Here is a 22,110-nt window from a genome sequence, read left to right on the forward strand (position 1 = left end):
TCCCTAGGGCACCCGTTTTTTGGCCTGCCCTTCGGATGTTGGTCCCTCGGTCACGGCATTGCCGCGCCAGCTTAGCGCAGCTTGCCGCCAGCCTGCCAGCCATAAAGCGGGCAGCATGGCATCGCGGGTGATCCATGCGGCAAGGTCGTCCAGCCCATGCGGCCACTTGGCGCGACGGGCCAGCAGATATTCGGCCCCATACCACAGGATCAGAAACAGCGGCAGCCAGAGCGGCGCGGCAATCAGCAGGGCCAGCGCGGGCAGGGCGGGGGCGGTCAGCGGCTCCAGCGCGTAAAGCGCGGGGAAGCCGTGGCGGCGCAGCATCGCCCAACGCGCCTGACGACCCCAGACCTGCGCCCGGTTGCGCGGGCCAACCGGATGCGCGAATGGCTGCGGCGTCACCGCGACACGCAGCCCGGCGGCGCGGACCAGCTTGGTCGAGGCCACATCCTCGGCCAGATCCCCCGCCAGCGCGGCCAGCCCGCCCTGCGCCGTCAGCCAGTCGCGGGGAAAGGCCAGCGTTTTGCCTTGCGCGAAACCGTTGCCGGTCTGATCTCCGGCCAGTTGCCAGCGGGCCTGCCATGTGTTCAGGAAACCCGCCTCGACCCGCGCCCAAAAGTCCTGCGGCCCGGCCCCAAAGGATGGGCTGCTGACCATCCCCACCCCCGGCGCGCGACAAGCCATCACCTGCCGCAGATAATCCGGTGGCAGCAACAGGTTGCTGTCCGCCATCACCACCCAGTCGCCGGATGCGGCGGGCCAGCCTTTGGCCAGATTGTTCAGCTTGGGGTTGCCGCTGATCTGGTCGCGCCCGATCAGCAGTTGCGCCGACACCTGCGGATGCCGGGCCATCAAGGCCCGCACCAGCGGCACCGCCGGGTCGGTCTCATCGTCGGCGCAATGGATCACCTCATAGCCCGGCGCGTCCTGCGTAAAGCCGGATTCCAGCGTCTGCTCCAGCGCATATTCCAGTCCGCAGACCGGACGCAGCAGGGTCACGCGCGGCATATCAGCGGGGGCGGTCACGGGCGCGGGTTTGGCAAAACGCGGCCAGATCAGCGCCACGCTGACCAGATGCACGGCCAGCAAAGCCAGTGCCAGCAGCACCAGAAAGATCATGTCAGTGCCGCGCGGGCGTCGCTTTCCCCGGCATGTTCCCCGACATGGGACAAGCCGTCAGGGACAGGCTGACAGCGGATCAGGGTCAGCGGCCCACCCTCTGGCTCGATCAGGGCCGAGCAATTCTCGATCCAGTCGCCGCAATTGGCATAGATCAGCCCGTTTTCCCGATACAGGTTCGGCTTGTGAAAATGGCCGCAGATGATGCCGTCAAAGCCACGCTCACGCGCAAGGTTCAGCAGCCGGGCCTCGAAACGGTCGCTGCGGCGGATGAAACCATTGACCCGCGCCAGCAGCCGCTCCAATCCGTCCCAGCCGCCGCGACCCAGCCATTCGCGCGACTTGTTGATGCCGTTGCCAAGGCGGCGGATGCCGGTTTCCAGCCAGCTTCCGGCCTTGGACAGCATCGCCAGACGGTCCGAAAACACGTCGCAGCAATCCCCGTGAATGACCAGCAGCCGTTCCCCTGATTGGGTGACGTATTCGGCGTCAGACATGATCTCGAACCCGAACAGGCTGGACCCAAGGTGATTGCGGAAAAAATCGTCATGGTTGCCGGGAAGGAAAATCACCCGGACGCCCTCGTTCACCCGGTCCGACAGATGTTTCAGCACCTGATGGTGCGAATCGCGGTAATTGCCACCCAGCGGCCGCCAAGTGTCCAGAATGTCCCCGACCAGATAAATCACGGGCGCTTCGTTCCGGTTCAGAAAGTCCAGCACCCGGTCAGCCTTGCAGCCAATGGTGCCCAGATGAATGTCCGACAGAAAAATCGCCCGAAGCTGCCGACGCGCCAGGCCGGCCTTTGCCACCCGTGGAAGATCTGCCCGTTGTTCTGTCATCCTGACCCCTTGCCGGTTCAGTCGCCTTGCAGCTTTGCCTATAGGCACAAAATATGACAGAAACTTGTCTGCCAACTAACAGAATATTGAATTACGTTTCTTGTCAGCCATGTGCAAGCGCAGCATTTCCGGCACTTACCCCTGACGCTGCGACAATACGCCACCCATTACGCCCGCTCGGCGGCCTTTGCGGCGTCCCAGAGCGCATCCATCTCGGCCAGATCGCTGTCCTGCGGGCGGCGGCCTTGTGCGGCCAGCGCCGCCTCGACCGCGCCAAAGCGGCGGGTGAACTTGGCATTGGCCTCGCGCAGGGCTTCCTCGGGGTCGATCTGCAAATGCCGGGCCAGATTGGCCATGACGAACAGCAGGTCGCCATATTCCTCACGCAGATGTGCAGGGTCCGCGCCTGCCTGCGCTTCGGCTAGCTCGGCAGCCTCCTCGCGGATCTTGTCCAGCACTTCGGCAGGGCCGGGCCAGTCAAACCCCACGCGGGCGGCACGGTTTTGCAGTTTGACCGCTCGGGTCAGCGCCGGCAGGCCAAGGGCCACCCCATCCAGCACGCCACGTTCGGCCTTGGCGGCGCGTTCCTGCGCCTTGATGTCCTCCCAATCCTTGACCTGTTGCGCGGCGGATTTATCGCGCGACGCGTCCCCGAAGATATGCGGATGGCGGAACACCAGCTTGTCGCCAATCGCCCGCGCAACATCGGCAAAGTCAAACATTCCAGCCTCTTGCGCCATATAGGCGTGAAAGACGACCTGAAACAGCAGATCCCCCAATTCGCCGGGTAACTCATCCCATGCCTGCCGGGTGATGGCGTCCTCGACCTCATAGGCTTCCTCGATCGTGTGCGGCGCAATGGATGCGAAATCCTGCTCGATGTCCCAGGGGCAACCCGTCTGCGGATCACGCAAAGCCGCCATAATCCCGATCAGCCGTTCGATCTCGTCTTGCGCCGCGCTCATCTCGCCCTCATCTTTTGTCCAGAAATATCCTCGGGGGAGTCGCCCATCGGGCGACGGGGGCAGACAGCCCCCTTCTTCCGCGCCATTCTTGCCAATAGGCCCGCCCGCGTCTAGGGTGCGGGCCGACTAAAATCCGGGCCGAACGCGCGCCCGCAGCCGAAGGAAAACCGATGTTCGTATCCCCCGCTTATGCTCAGGCCGCCGGTGGCGCCGGTGGTGCTGGCGCTCTGGCGCAATTCATCCCGCTGATCCTGATCTTTGTCATCATGTATTTCCTGATGATCCGCCCGCAGCAGAAAAAACTGCGTGAGCATCGCGCCATGGTCGAGGCCGTCACCCGTGGCGACCAGATCGTGACCTCGGGCGGTATGCTGGGCAAGGTTACGAATGTGACCGACGATCAGCTTGAGGTCGAGATCGCGCAAGGCGTCAAGGTTCGCGTGGTGCGCAGCTCGATCAGCCAGGTGCTGAACAAGACCGCGCCGGCCAAAGCCTGACCTTCCAAAGCCTGACGAAAGGCGCTGCCAATGCTTCAGATTCCGTTGTGGAAACGCATCCTGATTATCGGGACTTGCGTTTTCGGCCTGTTCTACGCCATGCCGAACCTGTTTTACCAACGGGTCGAGCAGCATAACGACGCCCGCGCTGCGATCGAGCAGGCCGGGGGGGCGGCAACGCCTGAACAGCAGGCCGCAGCGGATGGCTGGCCGAATTGGCTGCCTTCGGGGCTGGTCAATCTGGGGCTGGACCTGCGCGGCGGTGCGCAGCTTCTGGCCGAGGTGCAGACGCAGGACGTGTATCAGGCCCGGATGAACAGTCTCTGGCCGGAATTGCGCACGGTTCTTGCGGCCGAGCGCAATACCATCGGCGCAATCCGCCGTATCACGGCCCCGGATGGTCAGTTGCAGGTGGAAATCGGCAATGCCGACCAGATGGCTCGCGCGGTGCAGCTTGCGCGGGGGCTGGCGACGCCGATCACCACGCTGACCGGCGCGGGGCAAAGCGATCTGGCGGTTTCGGCGCAGGGAAATGTGCTGACCATTCAGCTTTCTGAGGCCGAGAAAGCTCTGACCAATGACCGCACCATTCAGCAATCGCTGGAAATCGTGCGCCGCCGGGTTGATGCGGTCGGCACGCGCGAACCGACCATCGTGCGCGAAGGTGGCGACCGGATTCTGATTCAGGTGCCGGGGATCGGTTCCGCCGAGGAACTGAAACAGCTTATCGGGACCACCGCAAAACTGACCTTCAACCCGGTGATTGCGACCGGCAGCGATCCTGACGCGCGGCCCGGCCTTGGCAATCTGGTGCTGCCTTCGCAGGATCAGCCGGGGCTTTACTATACCATCGAGGAAGCCCCCGTCGTCACCGGCGAGGATCTGACCGACGCCCGCCCGGCCTTTGATGAGAACGGCCAGCCTGCGGTTGAGTTCCGCTTTGGCCCCACCGGCGCGCGCCGCTTTGGTGCCTATACGGCGGCCAATATCGGTCAGCCCTTCGCCATCGTTCTGGATAATGAGGTGATTTCTGCCCCGGTGATCCGCTCGGCCATTCCGGGCGGGACGGGGCAGATTTCGGGCGCGATGGATGTGGCCGAATCGAACCGGCTGGCGGTGCTGCTGCGGGCCGGGGCGCTGCCTGCCGAAATGACGTTCCTTGAAGAACGCACCATCGGCCCGGAACTGGGTCAGGACAGCATCGACGCGGGCCGTCTGGCCGCTGGCGTCGGCTTTGTCGCTGTGGTGGTGCTGATGATTGCCAGCTATGGCCTGCTGGGGGTGTTCGCCTCGCTGGCGCTGTCGATCAACATGGGGCTGATCTTTGGCCTTTTGTCGATGATAGGGGCGACGCTGACCCTGCCGGGCATTGCGGGGATCGTGCTGACCATCGGTATGGCCGTTGACGCCAATGTGCTGGTGTTCGAGCGTATCCGCGAGGAACTGCGCCTTGGCAAAGGTCCGGCAAAGGCCATCGACCAGGGCTATCGTCATGCCATGTCGGCCATTGTGGATGCCAATATCACCACGATGATCGTTGCGGCGATTCTGTTCACGCTTGGCTCTGGCCCGGTGAAGGGCTTTGCGGTGACGCTGGCCATCGGGATTGTGACCTCGGTCTTTACGGCGCTTTGGGTGACGCGCCTGATGACGGTGACCTGGTTCGAGCGCGCCCGCCCGAAAACGCTGGAGGTGTGATATGGCTTGGCGTCTGAAACTTGTCCCGGAAAAGACCAATTTCGACTTTCTGCGCTGGCAGGTGCTGACCTTTGGCCTCAGCGCCTTTCTGGCGGTGGCTTCGGTCGTCGTGCTGCTGATGAACGGGCTGAATTACGGCATCGATTTTTCGGGCGGCACCACCATCCGCACCGAGGCCCGCACGGCGGTCGATGTCGGCGCCTATCGTCAGGCGCTGGCAGGGATGGACCTTGGCGATGTGGCGATCACGCAGGTGTTTGACCCGACCTTCCGGCCCGATCAGCATGTGGCGCAGGTGCGGATTCAGGCACAAGAGGGTTCCGAGGCCCTTAGCCCCGAGACCATCGCCGCGGTGGAAACCGCGCTGAAAACAGTCGATCCGACAATCATGTTCGCCTCGGTCGAATCGGTCGGGCCGAAGGTCTCGGGCGAGCTGATTATGACCGCCATTTATGCCGTTCTGGCCTCGCTTGCGGGGATTTCGATTTATATTTGGCTGCGGTTCGAATGGCAGTTCGCGGTCGGGGCCTTTGTGTCGCTGTTGCATGACGTGCTGATTACGGTCGGCGTTTTCGCGCTGTTCCAGATCAAGTTTGACCTGACCACCATCGCGGCGCTGCTGACCATTCTGGGCTATTCGATCAACGATACCGTGGTGGTGTTCGACCGGCTGCGCGAAAACCTGATCAAGTATAAGTCGGTTTCGCTTTATGACCTGATCAACCTGTCGGTGAACGAAACCCTGTCGCGCACGATTATGACCTCTGGCACCACGCTGGTGGCGCTGATTGCGCTGCTGGTGCTGGGTGGGGACGTGATCCGGGGCTTTGTCTTTGCGATCACCTTTGGCATCGTGATCGGGACGTATTCCTCGATCTATGTCGCCAAGAACCTCGTCTATTGGCTGGGCGTCAAGCGTGACTGGGACAAGCCCGAGCCGACCGACGTTTCGCCCAATGGCGATACCCCGTTCGAGCGGATGCCATGATCGGGCTGGAACCCTCCGATTTCGCCGGGGCCATGCCGATTGATGGCTATGGCCCCGGCTTTTTCCGCATTGGCGGGCAAGTGCGGCATGGTGCGCAGATTGTCCGGCCCGAAGGGGCGCAGGACTGGGTCGGGCTGACCGATCAGGCGGCGCTGTTTGCGCTGGCCGGTCAGGTCGATGTGCTGCTGTTGGGTATGGGGGCGGAAATTGCGCACCCGCCTGCGGGGCTGATCGACGCGCTGGCCGAGCAGGGCGTCATGGCGGAAATCATGGCCAGCCCCGCCGCGGCCCGCACCTATAACGTGCTGCTGTCCGAGGGCCGCCGCGTCGCTGCGGCGCTGCTGCCGGTATGACGGCGCTGCTGGCCGTCCACGATCTGACTGTCGCCCGAGGCGGGCTGCGCACGGTCGAAGGCGTCAGCTTTACGCTTGCTCTGGGCCGGGCGCTGGTGCTGCGCGGCCCGAACGGCATTGGTAAGACCACGCTGTTGCGTTGTATCGCGGGCCTGCAACCGCCCATCGCGGGCGAGGTCATCGCGGAGCCTGACAGCATCGCCTATGCCGCCCATGCCGACGGGCTGAAAGCCGCGCTGACTGTGGCGGAAAATCTGCAATTCTGGGCGCAGGTCTTTGGCGGTCCGGCGATTGATACCGCCTTGCAGGGGATGAACCTGACGCAGCTTGCCGACCGTCCGGCGGGGTCGCTGTCGGCGGGGCAAAAGCGCCGCCTCGGGCTGGCGCGGCTGCTGGTCACGGGACGCCCGGTCTGGGTTCTGGATGAACCCACGGTTTCGCTGGACGCTGATTCGGTGGCGCTGTTCGCTGGGGTGATCCGCGCCCATCTGGCGGCTGGCGGTGCGGCGCTGATGGCAACCCACATCGACCTTGGCATCCCCGAGGCCGATGTGCTGGACCTGACGCCCTTCCGCGCCCGTCCCGATGCGCCCGTCACCCGCGCGTCGGGTTTCAACGAGGCTTTCGCATGACACGCGCAGGAGGCTCACGATGCTGGCGCTGCTGATCCGCGACCTGCGGCTGGCCACGCGGGCCGGGGGCGGCTTTGGCCTTGGGCTGGCGTTCTTTCTGATCGTCTGCACGCTTGTGCCGTTCGGCGTCGGGCCAGAGGGCGGGATTCTGGCGCGCATCGCCCCCGGTATCCTCTGGGTCGGGGCGCTGCTGGCCTGTCTGCTGTCGCTGGACCGTATCTTCGCGCTGGATCACGAGGATGGCTCGCTTGACCTGCTGGCGACTGCGCCCTTGCCGCTGGAAGGCGCGGTCGCGGTCAAGGCGCTGGCGCATTGGATCACCACCGGCCTGCCGCTGGTGCTGGCCGCGCCGGTGTTCGGGGTGCTGCTGCATCTGCCGGCGCAGGCGATGGCGGGGCTGGTGCTGTCGCTGGCTGTTGGCACGCCCGCGCTGTCGATGCTGGGTGCTTTTGGCGCGGCGGTGACGGTCGGGCTGCGGCGCGGCGGTTTGCTGCTGTCGCTGCTGGTGCTGCCGCTTTATGTGCCGACGCTGATCTTCGGGGCCGAGCTGGTGCGCCGCAGCGCCGAGGGCGCCGGTGTCGCTACGCCGCTGGCCTTTCTGGCCGGGATCACCGCCGCGACGGTGGCCCTGATACCCTTTGCCGCAGCGGCTGCGCTGCGGGTGAATCTGAGGTAAGCGGGGCTTGAGAAGCCCCCGCATGACAAGGTAGGAAGCCCCATGTCGATCTGGGAATACGCCAACCCCGTCAAGTTCATGCGCCTGTCTGGCGCAGTGCTGCCCTTTGTGGTCGCCGCTGCCGTGCTGGCCACGGTCGGCGGGCTGATCTGGGGCTTTCTGACGCCCGAGGATTTCCGGCAGGGATCAACCGTCAAGATCATTTTCCTGCATGTGCCATCGGCGCTGATGGCGATTAACATTTGGGTGATGATGCTGGCGACCTCGCTGATCTGGCTGATCCGCCGTCACCATGTCAGCGCCCTTGCCGCCAAGGCCGCAGCCCCCATCGGGGCGGTGATGACGCTGATTGCGCTGGTGACAGGCGCGGTCTGGGGCCAGCCGATGTGGGGGACGTGGTGGGAATGGGACCCGCGCCTGACCAGCTTCCTGATCCTGTTCCTGTTCTATCTGGGCTATATGGCGCTGTGGGCCGCGATTGACGATGCCGACAGCGCCGCCGATCTGACCTCGGTTCTTTGCATCGTCGGTTCGGTCTTTGCGTTCCTGTCACGCTATGCGGTTCTGTTCTGGAACCAGGGGCTGCATCAGGGGGCCAGCCTCTCAGTCGCGCCGGGTGAGCGGATGAGCGCGGTTTACCGTTATCCGCTGTATCTGACGATGACCGGCTTTGTGCTGCTGTTCGTGGCGCTGCTGCTGATCCGCACCCGCACCGAAATCCGCATCCGCCGCACCGCCGCCCTGCAAGCAAGGGAAACCCGCGCATGATCGAACTTGGCAAATATACGACGACGGTTTTGTCGGCTTATGGTATTTCGGGGCTGCTGATTGTCGGCCTGATTGTGCAATCTGTCCTGCGTAACGCCCGCGCCCGCCGTGCGCTGGAAGCTCAGGAAACCCGCATGAAAGAGGCCAGCCATGGCTAAGATTCCACCGCTTGCCATTATTCCGCCGCTGGCCTTTGCCGTGCTGGCAGGGATCTTTGTCTGGGGCATGGCACGGCAAGACCCGAACAGCCTGCCCTCGGCGCTGATCGGCAAGGAAGCCCCCGCGGTCGAGACCACGACCTTTGCCGGCCAGCCCGGCTTCAGCGACGCAACCCTGCGTGATGGTCAGGTCAAGCTGGTGAACTTTTGGGCCAGTTGGTGCGCGCCCTGCCGGGTCGAGCATCCCATTCTTGAGGCGCTGGACAAGCAGGGCGTCACCATTCTGGGCGTGAATTACAAAGATGATGCCCGCAAGGCTGACGGTTTCCTGCGTGAGCTTGGCAACCCCTTTGCCGCTGTTGGCAGCGACCCGCAGGGCCGGATGGCGCTGGATTGGGGCGTGTATGGGGTGCCGGAAACCTTTGTTGTCGATGGTGATGGCAAGGTGCTGTATCGCTTTGCCGGGCCGCTGACCCCGCAACTGGTTGAGCGCGACATCCGTCCGCTGCTGAACTGACAGATGAAGGGGGCGCGAACGCCCCCTTCCTTGCCTGTATCACTGCCTGTTTTGGTTAACTGCTGATCACCAGATGAAATCGTCGGCGTCCAGATCGCGCAGGCGGGTATCCTCGATCCGCAGCGTGTGGGTGCCGTTGGTGAACACCACGTCGTTGCCGGATTGGGTCAGCTTGCTGCTGATATCCGACCAGCGGTTGATGTTGGTAAAGCTGCGCAGGTCGATTTCGTCATCACCGTTTTCGAAATCAGTGATACGGTCACGCCCGCCGGTGAACACGAAACGGTCGGCACCTTCGCCGCCGGTCAGGGTGTCATTGCCCGCACCACCGTTCAGCGTGTCATTGCCTTCGTGACCGACAAGACGGTCATGCCCGGCATCGCCCAGCATCAGGTCGTCGCCTTCGCCGCCGAACATACGGTCGTTGCCCGCACCGCCGAACATGCGGTCATTCCCTTCACCACCATACATGGTATCGGCACCGGCCCCGCCATACATGGTGTCGTTGCCTTCGCCGGCATTCATATAATCATTGCCGTTGCCGCCATCCATGTAATCATTGCCGCTGGAATCAATCAGTCGGTCGTCGCCGTCGCCGCCATACAGGCGATCTTCGCCCTTACCGCCCTGAATGGTGTCATTGCCGGCCCCACCATACAGGCGGTCGTCATCGTCACCACCATTGATTGAATCGTTGCCTTCCAGACCATAGATGGTGTCTTCACCATCGCCGCCAGTCAGAATATCGGCCCATTTGGTGCCGCGAATCAGATCGGCTTTGCCAGCTCCCCGGATCGTCGCCATGATTTTGTTCTCCTCAGATACAGGGCGGATCATTCCGTCCCTGTAAGGCTAACGGCGTGGCGGCAGGATTATTCCGGCATGTTGTGTGAAGTTTTTTTGACAAAAAAAAGCCCCGCCGAAGCGGGGCTTTTCATTCATGGGTGCTTACGCTTTCGCCAGATTGCGCAGAACGTAATGCAGCACACCACCGTTTTTCAGGTAGTCGATTTCGACCTCGGTATCGACGCGGGCTTTCAATTGGATGGTTTTCACCGTGCCATCAGCATATTTGATCGTGCAAGGCACCAGCGACAGCGGTTTGAAATCACCTTCCAGACCGTCGATGCTGATAACCTCATCCCCGGTCAGGTTCAGCGATTTGCGGTTGTCGCCGCCGGTGAACTCGAACGGGATGACGCCCATGCCGACCAGGTTGGAACGGTGGATACGCTCGAAGGATTCCGCGATCACGGCTTTGACGCCCAGCAGGTTAGTGCCTTTGGCCGCCCAATCGCGTGAGGAACCGGCACCGTATTCGATGCCGCCGATCACGACCAGAGGCGTCCCCTGCTCGACATAGGACATCGCCGCGTCATAAATCGCCGCCTGCTTGCCCGAGGCGTCCTTCGAGAAACCACCCTCGACCCCGTCCAGCATCTCGTTCTTGATGCGGATGTTGGCAAAGGTGCCGCGCATCATGATTTCGTGGTTGCCACGGCGCGAGCCATAGCTGTTGAAATCACGCGGCGCGACCTGACGTTCGGTCAGGTAACGACCGGCGGGCGTATCGGCCTTGAACGAACCGGCGGGCGAGATGTGGTCGGTGGTGATCATATCGCCCAGCAGCGCCAGAACGCGGGCGCCGTCGATGTTGTGGATCGAACCGGCATCCTTGCCCATGCCCTGGAAATAGGGCGGGTTCTGGATATAGGTCGAGGACGCGGGCCAGTCATAGGTCTCGCTGTCGGTGGTTTCCACCGCCTGCCAACGCTCGTCGCCCTTGAACACATCGGCGTATTTCGCCTGGAACATTTCGCGGGTGACGATGGTATCGACCAGATCGGCGACCTCTTTGCTGGTCGGCCAGATGTCTTTCAGGAACACGGCTTTCCCCTCGGGCGTATAGGCCAGCGGTTCAGTAGTCAGGTCGATGTTCATGTCGCCAGCGATGGCATAGGCCACGACCAGCGGCGGGCTGGCCAGATAGTTGGCTCGCACGTCCGGCGAAATCCGGCCTTCAAAGTTGCGGTTGCCCGACAGCACCGACACGGCGACCAGATCGTTGTCGTTGATCGACTTGGAAATCGCAGGCTCCAGCGGGCCAGAGTTGCCGATACAGGTCGTGCAGCCGAAACCGACAAGGTTAAAGCCCAGCGCGTCCAGATCTTCCTGCAAACCGGCGGCCTTCAGATATTCCTCGACCACCTGCGATCCGGGGGCCAGCGAGGTTTTCACCCACGGTTTCCGGTTCAGGCCAAGGGCGCGCGCCTTGCGGGCGACCAGACCGGCGGCCATCAGCACATAGGGGTTCGAGGTGTTGGTGCAGGACGTAATCGAGGCGATCACGACCGAGCCGTCATGCAGCTTGTAGCCTTCGCCCTCGACCGCGCCGGAATTGAACCCGTCCAGATGGCCCGGCAGGTAATCCGGGGCAGGTGCGCCGCCCTCGTCGTTCCATTCCTTGATCTCGCGCCGGGCCGGTTCGGCCAGTTTGCGGGTGCCGCTGATGTATTTGCTGAACTCATAAGCCGAATCGGTCAGGGCAACGTGATCCTGCGGACGTTTCGGGCCGGAAATCGCGGGGACAACATCGCCCTGATCCAGTTCCAGCGTGCTGGTGTAAACCGGCGCGTAATCGGCACCGCGCCAGAAGCCGTTTTCCTTGGCGTAAGCCTCGACCAGCGCGATGCGGTCCTCGTCCCGGCCAGTCTGGCGCAGGTAACGCAGGGTTTCGGCATCAACCGGGAAGAAGCCGCAGGTCGCGCCATATTCGGGGGCCATGTTGGCGATGGTCGCGCGGTCGGCCAGCGGCATGTGGTCCAGACCTTCGCCGTAGAACTCGACGAATTTGCCGACGACGCCATGGGCGCGCAGCATTTGCACGACTTTCAGCACAAGGTCGGTCGCGGTCACGCCCTCGCGCAGCGCGCCGGTGATCTTGAAGCCGACAACCTCGGGGATCAGCATGGAAACCGGCTGACCCAGCATCGCGGCTTCGGCCTCGATCCCGCCGACGCCCCAGCCGAGGACGGCCAGACCGTTCACCATGGTGGTGTGACTGTCGGTGCCGACCAGCGTGTCGGGATAGGCGACGTTTTCGCCGTTCTGGTCGGTGTCGGTCCAGACGGTCTGCGCCAGATATTCCAGGTTCACCTGATGGCAGATGCCGGTGCCGGGTGGCACCACGCGGAAGTTGTTGAACGCCTTTTGACCCCATTTCAGGAAGGTATAGCGTTCGATGTTGCGTTCATATTCCAGCTCGACGTTGCGCTGGAAGGCGCGCGGGGTGCCGAACTCGTCGATCATAACCGAATGGTCGATGACCAGATCAACCGGGTTCAGCGGGTTGATTTTCTGTGCATCGCCGCCAAGCGCCTTGATCCCGTCGCGCATCGCGGCAAGGTCCACGACCGCCGGAACGCCGGTGAAATCCTGCATCAGAACGCGGGCCGGACGGTAGGCGATCTCACGCGGGTTCTTGCCGCCTTTTTGCGCCCATTCTGCGAAAGCCTTGATGTCATCGACGCTGACGGTGTGGCCGGCGTCCTCAAACCGCAGCATGTTTTCCAGCACCACTTTCAGGCTGGCGGGCAGCTTCGAGAAATCGCCAAGACCGGCTTCGGTCGCGGCGGGAATCGAGTAATACACATAATCCTTGCCGCCCGCGCTCAGCTTGCGGCGGGTCTTGGCGGTGTCGGTTCCGGTGACGATGGGCATCAGGGCCTCCCTGTCGATTGATGGGTCTGGCGAACGCTTCCCGGATGCCTTGTTTCCGGTCTGGTTGCAAGGCAGGGCCGCGTTTGTATGCGGTTGTATACCGAAACGGCGGAGCGGTTGCAAGCCCGTTTCCGGCCCTGATTGTGGCTGCAATGCCACGGGCTGATCCATGCCGGCGATACTGACGCAGCGGTGATTTGGCCCGCGCGGGATGGGGCGCTAAGGGGAAGCCATGAAGATTGCCACGTTTCCCAAGCCTTTGACCATGTTTCGCCGCTTTCGCCTGTGTCATGTTCTGATTACCCTGACCCTGCTGGTCGGGCAGGCGGTCATGGCACAAGAGCCGGGTGGGGGTGCGCCTGACCCGGTTGCGCCATTGTCCGCCATCGGCGGCAGTGCCCCGCAGGGGCGGAGCTTGGGGCCGCTGAAACATGCGCCCATCGTGGTTGAACTGTTTACGTCGCAAGGCTGCTCGGCCTGCCCCGCCGCTGATCAGATGCTGGCGGATCTGGCTCAAAATCCTGATATTCTGCCGCTGTCGCTGCATGTCGATTACTGGGATTATCTGGGCTGGAAAGATGAACTTGCCAGCCCGGCTTTCACCCGCCGCCAGAAAAATTATGCGCAGGCGACTGGTGGCGACAGCCTTTATACACCGCAGATCATCATTGGCGGGGTGGATGCGCTGATGAATCCGCAACCTGCTGATCTGATGCGCATTATTGAGGCGCAGCGGGCCGCGCCGGTGCCGGTTTCGGTTTCGGCCCGGCACGAGGGGGACGCATTTCACATCCGCCTTGTGCCACAGAACGACCTGCGCGGGCGGCTGGCGCTGGTGATGGTGCGCTATGTCCCGAACCGTCGGGCCACGATCACGGCGGGCGAAAATCAGGACAGGACGTTGAATTACAGCAATGTCGTTCTGGATATGCAGATGTTGGCTGAATGGGACGGGCGGCAGCCGATGGCGCTGCGTGTCACCAAGGGCGAAGCTGCTTCTCTGCAACAAGAGGTGACTACCAATTTCATGCCCCCGGCCGTAGCCCCCGGCAAGGATTGGCCCGCCGATACCCGTCATGCGCTGCTGGTGCAGCAGATCATCAACCGCAAGACCGCACTGCCCGGTCCGATTCTGGCCGCGATCCGGCTGGATTGACCACACGGGCTTGCCCGCCGGGGCGGGCTGCGCCACAACGGCAGCGATCTTATCAAAGCAAGGCCCGCAATGTCTGATACTTCCCCCACGCTGTCGCCACGCCTCAAGGCGGTGCTGGAATATGGCCCGATTGCCGTTTTCTTCGCGGTTTTCATGCTGTTCCGCAATCACGAGGTCACGCTGTGGGGGCAAACCTATGGCAGTATCGTGTTGGCGACGCTGGTGTTCGTGCCGCTGACGGTGCTGGCCAGTGCAGTGACATGGGCCAGAACCGGCAAGCTGTCGGTGGCGCAGATCGTGACTCTGGTCGTGGTGGTGCTGTTCGGTGGGCTGTCCATCTGGCTGAACGACCCGCGCTTTATCAAGATGAAGCCGACGCTGATCTATCTGGCCTTTGCCGGACTGCTGGGTTTCGCATGGCTCACGCGCCGCAACTGGCTGCGCGCGGTTATGGGCGAGGCCCTGCCGATGAAAGAGACGGGCTGGCGCATCCTGACTGCGCGGCTGGCGTTGTTCTTTGCCGGGCTGGCCGTGGCAAATGAAATCGTGTGGCGGCTGATGTCCGACACGTTTTGGGTCAATTTCAAGACCTTTGGCCTGCCGGTGTTGATCTTTGTGTTTCTTATGGGCAATGCGGGCCTGTTCAAACGCTATGCGCTGACGCCTGAGGAGTGACGCCAGCCCCACGCGGGCCGCGCCAGTCGGCGCAGGCGGGACCAGCGCGGCTCCTGTTGTTCGGGTAGGGTGGCGGCCAGCAGGCCAAGCGGCATGAGCTGTGGGCTGCGCAGAAAGCTGCGGTAAAGCTCGAAAATGCCGGGATGCAGATAGGGCGACCAATGTGAGGCAAGCTGGTCGCGCCAGCCGATGCCAAAGCCAAGCCGTCGCAAAGCCGCCCGCGTCTGGCCATCGTCGATCTGCATGTCCAGCCAGCGTGGATGCGGTCGGGCCAGTCCCGCGCCGATGCTGCGCCGGTGCAGGCGGCCGCGCGTCAGCCACAGCTCGAAGCCAAAGTCGAACGGGTCGTTCTCGCGCGTGGTGATGTTCAGGATTTCCGGGCCGTCCGGGCGCAGCGCCATTCGGGCGCGGTCCTGAAACTCGGCCCCGGTCAGCAGGATCGCCCGGTTGATACTGCCCGGCGCGGCATGGCGGATTGCGGTAAGCGCCACCCGCGCTCCAAGAGAATGGCCGATCAGCGCGACCGGACGCCCCGATGCCTGCGCCAGATTCTGAACCAGTGTGGCCAGCCCGCGCCCCGCCATTCCGGCGCGGCCATAAGCCTGACGGAGTTTGCCAAGCGCAGGCCAGCCGTAGGCGATGGCCAGCCCGTCGGTCAGGGAGTCGTGCGAAAACCCCAGCCCTTCCGGCCAGGACCGCACCCTTGGGCCGGGCAGGTCCGGGGTCAGGGACAGGATGTGACGGTGCGGGCAGGCGGTCGGATGGGTCGGCGCAAAGCGAAACCCGTGGATCATCACGATCACCGGTGCCCCGGCAGGCAGGTTTGCCGCCTGTTCCAGCAGGTCCGGGGGCAGGGGGGCGTCGGTATTGACGATCCGCAGTGCCATCGGGGGACTCCGTTCCGGTTCCGATGGGTGCAATATGCCGCGCTGCGGCGACGGACATGTGACCAGAGCATGAAACTTGTGTGACGCAGGCTGCTCTGGCGGGTTCTTGCCTCGCCCCGTCTGCGGTAGTAGGGCAAAACCGCAGCGAACACAGAAAGGCCATGCCATGTCCACGCTCAAGGATGTTTCGGATTGTCATCCGCGCACCCGCGCCGTTCATCAGGCCGCCCGCCGCAGCCAATATGGCGAGGTGGCCGAGGCGCTGTATATGACGCAGGGCTTCGTCTATGACAGTGCCGAACAGGCCGAGGCGCGTTTCGTGAAGTCCGGCCCGGATGAGTTCATCTATGCCCGCTATGGCAACCCGACCAGCCGGATTTTTGAAGATCGCCTCGCCTCGCTGGAGGGGACCGAGGATTGTTTTGCCACCGCCAGCGGCATGGCGGCGGTCAATGGCGCACTTATGGCGGTGGCCGAGCCGGGCAAGCGCATCGTTGCCGCCAGCGCCTTGTTCGGGTCGTGCATCTATGTGCTGGAGATTCTGAAGACGTTTGGCGTCGATGTGGTCTTTGTCGATGGCACCAATCTGGATCAGTGGCGGGCAGCGATCAATGCGGAAACCGTGGCGGTGTTCTTTGAAACCGTTTCGAACCCCGGTCTTGAGGTTGCCGATATGCCCGCCATTGCAGAGCTGGCCCATGCCGTCGGTGCGCTGGTCATGGTGGATAACGTCTTTGCCACGCCGGTGTTTTCCCGTGCGGTTGAGCAAGGGGCGGATGTTATCATTTATTCCACGACCAAGCATATCGACGGCGGCGGCCGGGCGCTTGGCGGCGCGATCTGTGGCCGCAGTGATTTCGTGCGTGGCAAGGCCGAGCCTTATCTGAAACATACCGGCGGTGCGATCAGCCCGTTCAACGCCTGGCTGATGCTGAACGGGTTGACCAGCATGGACCTGCGCGTGCGTCAGCAGGCGGAAACCGCGCTGATCGTGGCCGAACGTCTGTCCGGCAATCCGGCGTTTTCGCAGGTGATCTATCCGGGCCTTGCCAACCACGCGCAGCATGATCTGGCCATGCGGCTGATGGGATCGGGGGGGACCATGATTGCGCTGGAACTGGCGGGCGGCAAGGACGCGGCCTTCCGCCTGTTGGACGGGCTGCGGATCGTCACGATTTCCAACAATCTGGGCGACGCGCGGTCGATCATTACCCACCCGGCGACCACCACTCACCAGCGGTTGAGCGATGAGGCCAAGGCCCAGCTTGGCATCACGCCGGGGCTGGTGCGTCTGTCGATCGGGCTGGAACATGCCGATGACCTGATCCGCGACATCGAGCAGGCGCTGGCGGATTAACCCCGCCACCGCCAAAAGAATCATTCTGATATCGAACCAAAGCCTCATGCGGGCCGTTATGGCCTGCAAGGGGTTAAAATCTGGTTTACAGCCCCCATTTATTTGCAGCGCAATTCAAGGGATCACGCGATGAACAAGGCCATGACCAACACGGGCTATCCGGTTCTGAACCGTGAATATCCTAATGATTTCAAGGTTGATCCTGTCTATAAGGACAGCCTGCCGGATATGCAGAACGGCCCGTCCAGCACCATCGTCGGGGCGCGGAAAATGATCCAGCATGTTGGGATCAGTAATTTTCGCCTGCCGATCCGCTATCGCACCCGTGCGGGCGGCGAGGTGATGCTGGAGACCTCAGTCACCGGGACGGTCAGTCTGGATGCCGAGAAAAAGGGCATCAACATGTCCCGGATCATGCGCTCTTTTTACGGCCATGCGGAAAAAGAGTTCAGCCTGTCGGTGCTGCAAGCCGCGCTGGATGACTATAAGGACCATCTGGACGCCTATGACGCGCGGATTCAGATGCGGCTCAGCTATCCGATGCAGGTTGGTTCGATGCGCTCGGGGCTGAGTGGCTGGCAGTATTATGATACCGCTTTTGAGGTGATTGACCAGGGCGGGAAGCGCCTGCGCGTGATCCATCTGGACTATGTTTACAGCTCGACCTGCCCTTGCTCGCTGGAATTGTCGGAACATGCGCGGATGACGCGCGGGCAGCTTGCGACGCCGCATTCGCAACGCTCGGTTGCGCGGATTTCGGCGGTGATGCAGGGCGCGGAGCGGTTGTGGATCGAGGACTTGCTGGACATCTGTCGCCGCGCCGTGCCGACCGAAACGCAGGTCATGGTGAAGCGCGAGGATGAACAGGCTTTCGCGGAACTGAACGCCGCACATCCGATTTTCGTCGAGGATGCCGTGCGCGCCTTTGCCGAAGGGTTGTTGGCGGATGCGCGGATCGGGGATTTCCGCATCGTCGCCAGCCATCAGGAATCGCTGCATTCCCATGATGCGGTCAGTATTCTGACCGAAGGTCCTACGTTTGAGGCGCAAAGCCTTGACCCGCTGGTGTTCGCCTCGCTGATCCATTGTGGTTAAGCTGCCGTTAAGGAACAAGTCAGGAACATCTTTCCCTGCGCTGCAAGCTGCGCTATGGTCCGGCCATGAGTGATTTTGACGACCCATTCGAGGCGGCAGAGGCCGAAACCCGCATCCCGCTGTCGCAGCGGGCGCTGGCGGCGCGGCCTGCGCCGTATCTGGAGGGGCTGAACCCGGCACAGCGGGCTGCGGTCGAGGCTCTGGATGGGCCAGTGCTGCTGCTGGCGGGGGCCGGGACGGGGAAAACGCGGGCGCTGACCACGCGAATCGCGCATATTCTGAACCAGGGCAGGGCGTGGCCTAGCCAGATTCTGGCGGTTACATTCACCAATAAGGCGGCGCGGGAAATGCGCGACCGTATCGGGCGGCTGCTGGGTGAGGCGGTCGAGGGGATGCCGTGGCTTGGCACGTTCCACTCGATCAGCGTCAAGATTCTGCGCCGCCATGCGGAATTGGTGGGTGATGGCGAAATCACGCTGAAACCGTCCTTTACCATTCTGGATACGGACGACCAGATTCGCCTGTTGAAACAGTTGATTGCCGCTGATGGGCTGGATGAGAAACGCTGGCCTGCGCGGGCCTTGGCGGGGCTGATTGACGGCTGGAAGAATCGGGCGCTGATCCCTGACCGGGTGCCGAAATCTGATCAGGCAGCGTTTGAAGGCCATGGCGTGCGGCTTTACCGTGCCTATCAGCGCCGCTTGCTGGAGCTGAACGCTGTCGATTTTGGCGATTTGCTGTTGCATTGCGTGACGCTGTTTCAGGCGCATCCAGACCTGCTGGCAAAGTGGCAGGATCGGTTCCGCTATATTCTGGTGGACGAGTATCAGGACACCAATGTCGCGCAATATATGTGGCTGCGGCTGCTGGCGGCGCGGGATCGCAACATCTGTTGTGTGGGCGATGACGACCAGTCGATCTATGGCTGGCGTGGGGCCGAGGTTGGGAACATCCTGCGGTTCGAGACTGATTTCCCCGGTGCGCAGGTGATCCGGCTGGAACAGAATTACCGCTCGACCCCGCAGATTCTGGCTGCGGCCTCGGGGCTGATCGCGGCGAATCAGGGGCGGCTTGGCAAGACCTTGTGGACCGAGGCCGAGGCGGGCGCCCCGGTTCGGCTGATCGGCCATTGGGACAGTGAGGCCGAGGCGCGCTGGATCGGTGAGGAAATCGAGGCGTTTCATGGCGGCCACCGGGCCAGCATGGGCCAGAACGACCTGAACGATATGGCGATTCTGGTTCGCGCCAGCCATCAGATGCGGGCGTTTGAAGACCGCTTCATGTCCATTGGACTGCCCTATCGTGTGATTGGCGGGCCGCGCTTCTATGAACGGGCCGAGATCCGCGATGCGATGGCCTATTTCCGGCTGGCGGTCAGTCCGGCGGATGATCTGGCCTTTGAACGTATCATCAACACGCCGCGCCGGGGGCTTGGTGACAAGGCTGTTCAGACCATCCAGAGCCTTGCCCGTCGGGCGGGAGAGCCGCTGCTGATCGGCGCGCAGCGGGCGGTGGCAGAAAAGGCGGTTTCGGGCAAGGCTCTGTCGGGGCTGACGAACTTTGTTCAGGCGATGGGGCGCTGGCACGCCGATGCGCTGGATGGGGCTGTCAATCATATCGAACTGGCCGAGCGGATTCTGGATGAATCCGGCTATACGGCGATGTGGCAGAACGACAAATCCCCTGATGCGCCGGGCCGTCTGGATAACCTGAAAGAACTGGTCAAGGCACTGGAAGATTTCGACAATCTTCAAGGGTTTCTCGAGCATGTCGCGCTGGTCATGGACCGCGATTCGGGCGATGCGGTGGATCAGGTCAGCATTATGACCCTGCACGCGGCCAAGGGTCTGGAATATCCTATCGTCTTTCTGCCGGGGTGGGAGGATGGCCTGTTTCCGAACCAGCGTGCGTTGGACGAAACCGGCACCAAAGGGCTGGAGGAGGAGCGCCGCCTGGCCTATGTCGGCATCACGCGGGCAGAAAAACTTTGCACCATCAGCTTTGCCGGAAACCGGCGGATGTATGGGCAATGGCAATCGCAACTGCCCTCGCGTTTTATCGACGAATTGCCCGGGGATGAGATCGAGGTGCTGACGCCGCCCGGCCTTTACGGCGGCGGCTTCGGCGCGGCGGCAATGGCAGGTGCGGCGACCATGCAGGACCGTGCCGCGCGGGCGGATGTCTATAACTCACCCGGCTGGCGGCGATTGCAGGACCGCCAGCAGACCAGCCCACGGCGCCCGGTGGTGATCGAGGCCAAGGCTGCCGCCAGCTTTGCGGTCGGTGATCGGGTCAGTCATGCGCGTTTCGGTGATGGCACGATCCTTGGCGTGGTCGAGGATACCCTGACTGTGCAATTCGGGGACATGGTGAAAAACGTCAAGGCGGGGTATGTCCAGCCTGCCAATGCGCCGGATGATGTGCCGTTCTAGGCCCCGGCAAAGATGCGGGTCAGGGTGTGGGCTTCGTCCTGTAATCCCCAGGGCGGGTTTAGGATGAACATGCCGGACCCGATCATGCGGTGATTGTCGCGGGCTGCGGGGAATGTGACTTCGGACAGCAGGGCTTCGGGATGGTCCGCGACCAACGCGGCCAGCATTCCGGCGTGGCGCGGCTCTCGCAGGATCGGATACCATAGTGCGATGATGCCGACATTCCATTTGCGGGTGATCTGTGCGATCTGCCGGGGCAGGGCGGCGTAGTCAGCCTTGACCTCATAACTGGGGTCGATCAGCAACAGGCCCCGCCGCGGGGTGGGGGGGCAAACCGCCTGCGCCATGGCGAAACCGTCCTGATGGTGCAGCGTGGCAAAATCCGCCACGCGCTCCAGCGCCGCATATTCCTGCGGATGCAGTTCGGCCAGATGGGCGCGGTCGCCGGGGCGCAGGAAATGCCGGGCAATCAGCGGCGAGCCGGGATAGCTTTCCGATCCATATTCCGCCCGCACCGCGACCAGTGCGGCCAGTAACGGGTGATCTTTGGGCAGCCAGCCTTCCGCGAGTGCGCGGGTGATACCGGCGCGGGCCTCGCCGGTCTGCCGGGCCTGATCGCCGGACAGGTCGTAAAGCCCGCGCCCGGCGTGTGTTTCAAGGTAGGTTAACGGCTTGGGCTTGGCGGTCAGATAGGCCAAAGCCCGCGCCAGCAGCGCGTGCTTGTGCAGATCGGCCAGATTTCCAGCGTGATAGCCGTGCTGATAAGATAACATGGCCCTGTCATAACGTGCTGCGCAGAAAATAAAAGCGGCGGCGCCCAAGGGAGGAGGAGGGGCACCGCCGCATAACGCTGGCCCTAGGGAGGAGGTGGGCCGCGTATAAGATGCACTGGTGGCCAGGGAGGAGGAGAGGCCACCAGTACTAACGATCGGCCCCAAGGGAGGAGGAGGGGCCATCGCAACTGCCCGCCATTCGGCGGAGGGTGAACTACGGCGGCTTCCGAGGGAGGAGGAAGGAAGCCGCCGCTTTCACCATGACGCCCAAGGGAGGAGAAGGGGCGTCATCGTAACTCTTGGCGGCGCCCCGAGGGAGGAGGAGAGGGGCACCGCCTGAACCCGTGCCGAAAGGGAGGAGGTATTCGGCCGGGAAACTTAATTCCGTATCGTTAACGCTATCGCGCTTCCGATGGACAGAAGATGCGCCTTTTGCTGCGCTTGCACAACAACCATTGCTGCCATGCTGCCATGCGCAAAATGCATAACAAGTGCTGACCTATTTTTCCAAGCCGAAGCGGAGGGGGTCGCAAACATGAAGGATTGATGACATCTTGTCTGATGTGCAGGGGTTTTTAACGGTGGGGATGTCTGTTTTCTGGTTCTGACGTTGCGTTTCTTGCAGTGCTGCGACGTGGTGCCGCAGGCTTGGCTTGGGGTATCGTGCAAATGCAGCGTTATCGCTAACCAGAGAAGTTAACCTAGCGTCAAGATCGCATCCTCGTGAGGGGGCGCGGTTCGGCCCAGTTCCGCCGTTGTGGGGTGGTGCCGTGCGCCATGTCTGGTGCGGGGCGTGGTCTGG

The 22,110-nt window shown here is 62.7% G+C and carries 21 protein-coding genes; 14 read left to right on the top strand and 7 right to left on the bottom strand.

The features are described from left to right. Positions 1-3 precede the first annotated feature (3 nt). From Q4G24_RS01440 to mazG, 3 genes are all read right to left on the bottom strand, one after another. On the bottom strand, positions 4-1,119 hold the full coding sequence (locus Q4G24_RS01440; protein ID WP_303364716.1) for a ceramide glucosyltransferase: 1,116 nt from the start codon (positions 1,117-1,119) through the stop codon (positions 4-6). After that, positions 1,116-1,961, bottom strand: a complete 846-nt coding sequence (locus Q4G24_RS01445) for a UDP-2,3-diacylglucosamine diphosphatase (RefSeq protein WP_303364717.1) — start codon at positions 1,959-1,961, stop codon at positions 1,116-1,118. The genes Q4G24_RS01440 and Q4G24_RS01445 overlap by 4 nt, the downstream gene beginning before the upstream one ends. A 167-nt stretch (positions 1,962-2,128) precedes the next feature. Then, positions 2,129-2,926, bottom strand: a complete 798-nt coding sequence (gene mazG, locus Q4G24_RS01450) for a nucleoside triphosphate pyrophosphohydrolase (protein WP_303364718.1) — start codon at positions 2,924-2,926, stop codon at positions 2,129-2,131. Positions 2,927-3,096: 170 nt separating this feature from the next. On the opposite strand from mazG, the gene yajC reads away from it, so the two are divergent. Genes yajC through Q4G24_RS01495 form a run of 9 tightly spaced genes read left to right on the top strand, consistent with a single transcriptional unit; the run spans position 3,097 to position 9,213 of the window. Then, the gene (gene yajC, locus Q4G24_RS01455; protein ID WP_303364719.1) at positions 3,097-3,423 is read left to right on the top strand and encodes a preprotein translocase subunit YajC; all 327 of its coding nucleotides are present in this window, start codon (positions 3,097-3,099) and stop codon (positions 3,421-3,423) included. Between the two features lie 30 nt (positions 3,424-3,453). Beyond that, a complete protein-coding gene (gene secD, locus Q4G24_RS01460) occupies positions 3,454-5,121 on the top strand; it encodes a protein translocase subunit SecD (protein WP_303364720.1) in 1,668 nt (555 codons plus the stop codon). Between the two features lies 1 nt (position 5,122). Continuing rightward, the gene (gene secF / locus Q4G24_RS01465; RefSeq protein ID WP_303364721.1) at positions 5,123-6,109 is read left to right on the top strand and encodes a protein translocase subunit SecF; all 987 of its coding nucleotides are present in this window, start codon (positions 5,123-5,125) and stop codon (positions 6,107-6,109) included. After that, positions 6,106-6,462 carry an Mth938-like domain-containing protein gene (locus Q4G24_RS01470; RefSeq protein ID WP_303364722.1) on the top strand — a complete coding sequence of 119 codons (357 nt, stop codon included), beginning with the start codon at positions 6,106-6,108 and terminating at the stop codon, positions 6,460-6,462. The genes secF and Q4G24_RS01470 overlap by 4 nt, the downstream gene beginning before the upstream one ends. Beyond that, positions 6,459-7,094, top strand: coding sequence for a heme ABC exporter ATP-binding protein CcmA (gene ccmA, locus Q4G24_RS01475; RefSeq protein WP_303364723.1), 636 nt, complete (start codon positions 6,459-6,461; stop codon positions 7,092-7,094). Before Q4G24_RS01470 ends, ccmA begins: the two co-directional genes overlap by 4 nt. A gap of 19 nt (positions 7,095-7,113) precedes the next feature. Continuing rightward, positions 7,114-7,770 carry a heme exporter protein CcmB gene (gene ccmB, locus Q4G24_RS01480; RefSeq protein ID WP_303364724.1) on the top strand — a complete coding sequence of 219 codons (657 nt, stop codon included), beginning with the start codon at positions 7,114-7,116 and terminating at the stop codon, positions 7,768-7,770. A gap of 42 nt (positions 7,771-7,812) precedes the next feature. Continuing rightward, a complete protein-coding gene (ccmC, locus tag Q4G24_RS01485; RefSeq protein WP_303364725.1) occupies positions 7,813-8,538 on the top strand; it encodes a heme ABC transporter permease CcmC in 726 nt (241 codons plus the stop codon). Continuing rightward, positions 8,535-8,696 carry a heme exporter protein CcmD gene (ccmD, locus tag Q4G24_RS01490; protein WP_303364726.1) on the top strand — a complete coding sequence of 54 codons (162 nt, stop codon included), beginning with the start codon at positions 8,535-8,537 and terminating at the stop codon, positions 8,694-8,696. The genes ccmC and ccmD overlap by 4 nt, the downstream gene beginning before the upstream one ends. After that, positions 8,689-9,213, top strand: coding sequence for a DsbE family thiol:disulfide interchange protein (locus Q4G24_RS01495; RefSeq protein ID WP_303364727.1), 525 nt, complete (start codon positions 8,689-8,691; stop codon positions 9,211-9,213). The genes ccmD and Q4G24_RS01495 overlap by 8 nt, the downstream gene beginning before the upstream one ends. 66 nt (positions 9,214-9,279) lie before the next feature. Here Q4G24_RS01495 and Q4G24_RS01500 read toward each other — a convergent pair whose 3' ends face one another. Further along, a complete protein-coding gene (locus tag Q4G24_RS01500; protein WP_303364728.1) occupies positions 9,280-10,050 on the bottom strand; it encodes a calcium-binding protein in 771 nt (256 codons plus the stop codon). Between the two features lie 111 nt (positions 10,051-10,161). Further along, positions 10,162-12,933, bottom strand: a complete 2,772-nt coding sequence (acnA, locus tag Q4G24_RS01505; RefSeq protein ID WP_303364729.1) for an aconitate hydratase AcnA — start codon at positions 12,931-12,933, stop codon at positions 10,162-10,164. A 232-nt stretch (positions 12,934-13,165) separates the two neighbouring features. Between acnA and Q4G24_RS01510 the strand changes: the two genes are divergently transcribed. Together Q4G24_RS01510 and Q4G24_RS01515 are read left to right on the top strand one after the other, a co-directional pair. Then, the gene (locus Q4G24_RS01510; protein WP_303364730.1) at positions 13,166-14,089 is read left to right on the top strand and encodes a thioredoxin family protein; all 924 of its coding nucleotides are present in this window, start codon (positions 13,166-13,168) and stop codon (positions 14,087-14,089) included. Between the two features lie 69 nt (positions 14,090-14,158). Continuing rightward, the gene (locus Q4G24_RS01515; RefSeq protein WP_303364731.1) at positions 14,159-14,764 is read left to right on the top strand and encodes an inner membrane-spanning protein YciB; all 606 of its coding nucleotides are present in this window, start codon (positions 14,159-14,161) and stop codon (positions 14,762-14,764) included. On the opposite strand, the gene Q4G24_RS01520 is transcribed toward Q4G24_RS01515, so the two are convergent. Continuing rightward, the gene (locus Q4G24_RS01520; protein WP_303364732.1) at positions 14,740-15,651 is read right to left on the bottom strand and encodes an alpha/beta fold hydrolase; all 912 of its coding nucleotides are present in this window, start codon (positions 15,649-15,651) and stop codon (positions 14,740-14,742) included. The two genes, Q4G24_RS01515 and Q4G24_RS01520, sit on opposite strands and share 25 nt — an antisense overlap. Positions 15,652-15,817: 166 nt before the next feature. Here Q4G24_RS01520 and Q4G24_RS01525 point away from each other — a divergent pair, with 166 nt between their 5' ends. The 3 genes from Q4G24_RS01525 (at position 15,818) to Q4G24_RS01535 (ending at position 20,535) form a co-directional block, all read left to right on the top strand. Next, the gene (locus Q4G24_RS01525) at positions 15,818-17,008 is read left to right on the top strand and encodes a PLP-dependent aspartate aminotransferase family protein (protein ID WP_303364733.1); all 1,191 of its coding nucleotides are present in this window, start codon (positions 15,818-15,820) and stop codon (positions 17,006-17,008) included. 129 nt (positions 17,009-17,137) lie between these two features. After that, positions 17,138-18,103, top strand: a complete 966-nt coding sequence (gene folE2, locus Q4G24_RS01530) for a GTP cyclohydrolase FolE2 (protein ID WP_303364734.1) — start codon at positions 17,138-17,140, stop codon at positions 18,101-18,103. Between the two features lie 65 nt (positions 18,104-18,168). Continuing rightward, positions 18,169-20,535: an ATP-dependent helicase gene (locus Q4G24_RS01535; RefSeq protein ID WP_303364735.1), complete on the top strand. Its 2,367-nt coding sequence runs from the start codon at positions 18,169-18,171 to the stop codon at positions 20,533-20,535. Here the strand turns inward: Q4G24_RS01535 and rlmJ are convergent. Next, on the bottom strand, positions 20,532-21,308 hold the full coding sequence (rlmJ, locus tag Q4G24_RS01540; protein ID WP_303364736.1) for a 23S rRNA (adenine(2030)-N(6))-methyltransferase RlmJ: 777 nt from the start codon (positions 21,306-21,308) through the stop codon (positions 20,532-20,534). The two genes, Q4G24_RS01535 and rlmJ, sit on opposite strands and share 4 nt — an antisense overlap. Positions 21,309-22,110: the final 802 nt, after the last annotated feature.

This window comes from Paracoccus sp. (in: a-proteobacteria) (assembly GCF_030538695.1).
Classification (GTDB): domain Bacteria; phylum Pseudomonadota; class Alphaproteobacteria; order Rhodobacterales; family Rhodobacteraceae; genus Paracoccus.

Bases quoted from the DNA above. Each gene is read 5' to 3' on its own strand.
- Q4G24_RS01495 (WP_303364727.1), top strand. From the start codon at position 8,689: ATGGCTAAGATTCCACCGCTTGCCATTATTCCGCCGCTGGCCTTTGCC.
- Q4G24_RS01535 (WP_303364735.1), top strand. From the start codon at position 18,169: ATGAGTGATTTTGACGACCCATTCGAGGCGGCAGAGGCCGAAACCCGC.
- yajC (WP_303364719.1), top strand. From the start codon at position 3,097: ATGTTCGTATCCCCCGCTTATGCTCAGGCCGCCGGTGGCGCCGGTGGT.
- ccmA (WP_303364723.1), top strand. From the start codon at position 6,459: ATGACGGCGCTGCTGGCCGTCCACGATCTGACTGTCGCCCGAGGCGGG.
- acnA (WP_303364729.1), bottom strand. From the start codon at position 12,933: ATGCCCATCGTCACCGGAACCGACACCGCCAAGACCCGCCGCAAGCTG.
- Q4G24_RS01510 (WP_303364730.1), top strand. From the start codon at position 13,166: ATGAAGATTGCCACGTTTCCCAAGCCTTTGACCATGTTTCGCCGCTTT.
- Q4G24_RS01515 (WP_303364731.1), top strand. From the start codon at position 14,159: ATGTCTGATACTTCCCCCACGCTGTCGCCACGCCTCAAGGCGGTGCTG.
- Q4G24_RS01520 (WP_303364732.1), bottom strand. From the start codon at position 15,651: ATGGCACTGCGGATCGTCAATACCGACGCCCCCCTGCCCCCGGACCTG.
- Q4G24_RS01500 (WP_303364728.1), bottom strand. From the start codon at position 10,050: ATGATCCGCCCTGTATCTGAGGAGAACAAAATCATGGCGACGATCCGG.
- secD (WP_303364720.1), top strand. From the start codon at position 3,454: ATGCTTCAGATTCCGTTGTGGAAACGCATCCTGATTATCGGGACTTGC.
- Q4G24_RS01525 (WP_303364733.1), top strand. From the start codon at position 15,818: ATGTCCACGCTCAAGGATGTTTCGGATTGTCATCCGCGCACCCGCGCC.
- mazG (WP_303364718.1), bottom strand. From the start codon at position 2,926: ATGAGCGCGGCGCAAGACGAGATCGAACGGCTGATCGGGATTATGGCG.
- folE2 (WP_303364734.1), top strand. From the start codon at position 17,138: ATGAACAAGGCCATGACCAACACGGGCTATCCGGTTCTGAACCGTGAA.
- ccmB (WP_303364724.1), top strand. From the start codon at position 7,114: ATGCTGGCGCTGCTGATCCGCGACCTGCGGCTGGCCACGCGGGCCGGG.
- ccmC (WP_303364725.1), top strand. From the start codon at position 7,813: ATGTCGATCTGGGAATACGCCAACCCCGTCAAGTTCATGCGCCTGTCT.
- Q4G24_RS01470 (WP_303364722.1), top strand. From the start codon at position 6,106: ATGATCGGGCTGGAACCCTCCGATTTCGCCGGGGCCATGCCGATTGAT.
- ccmD (WP_303364726.1), top strand. From the start codon at position 8,535: ATGATCGAACTTGGCAAATATACGACGACGGTTTTGTCGGCTTATGGT.
- Q4G24_RS01440 (WP_303364716.1), bottom strand. From the start codon at position 1,119: ATGATCTTTCTGGTGCTGCTGGCACTGGCTTTGCTGGCCGTGCATCTG.
- secF (WP_303364721.1), top strand. From the start codon at position 5,123: ATGGCTTGGCGTCTGAAACTTGTCCCGGAAAAGACCAATTTCGACTTT.
- rlmJ (WP_303364736.1), bottom strand. From the start codon at position 21,308: ATGTTATCTTATCAGCACGGCTATCACGCTGGAAATCTGGCCGATCTG.
- Q4G24_RS01445 (WP_303364717.1), bottom strand. From the start codon at position 1,961: ATGACAGAACAACGGGCAGATCTTCCACGGGTGGCAAAGGCCGGCCTG.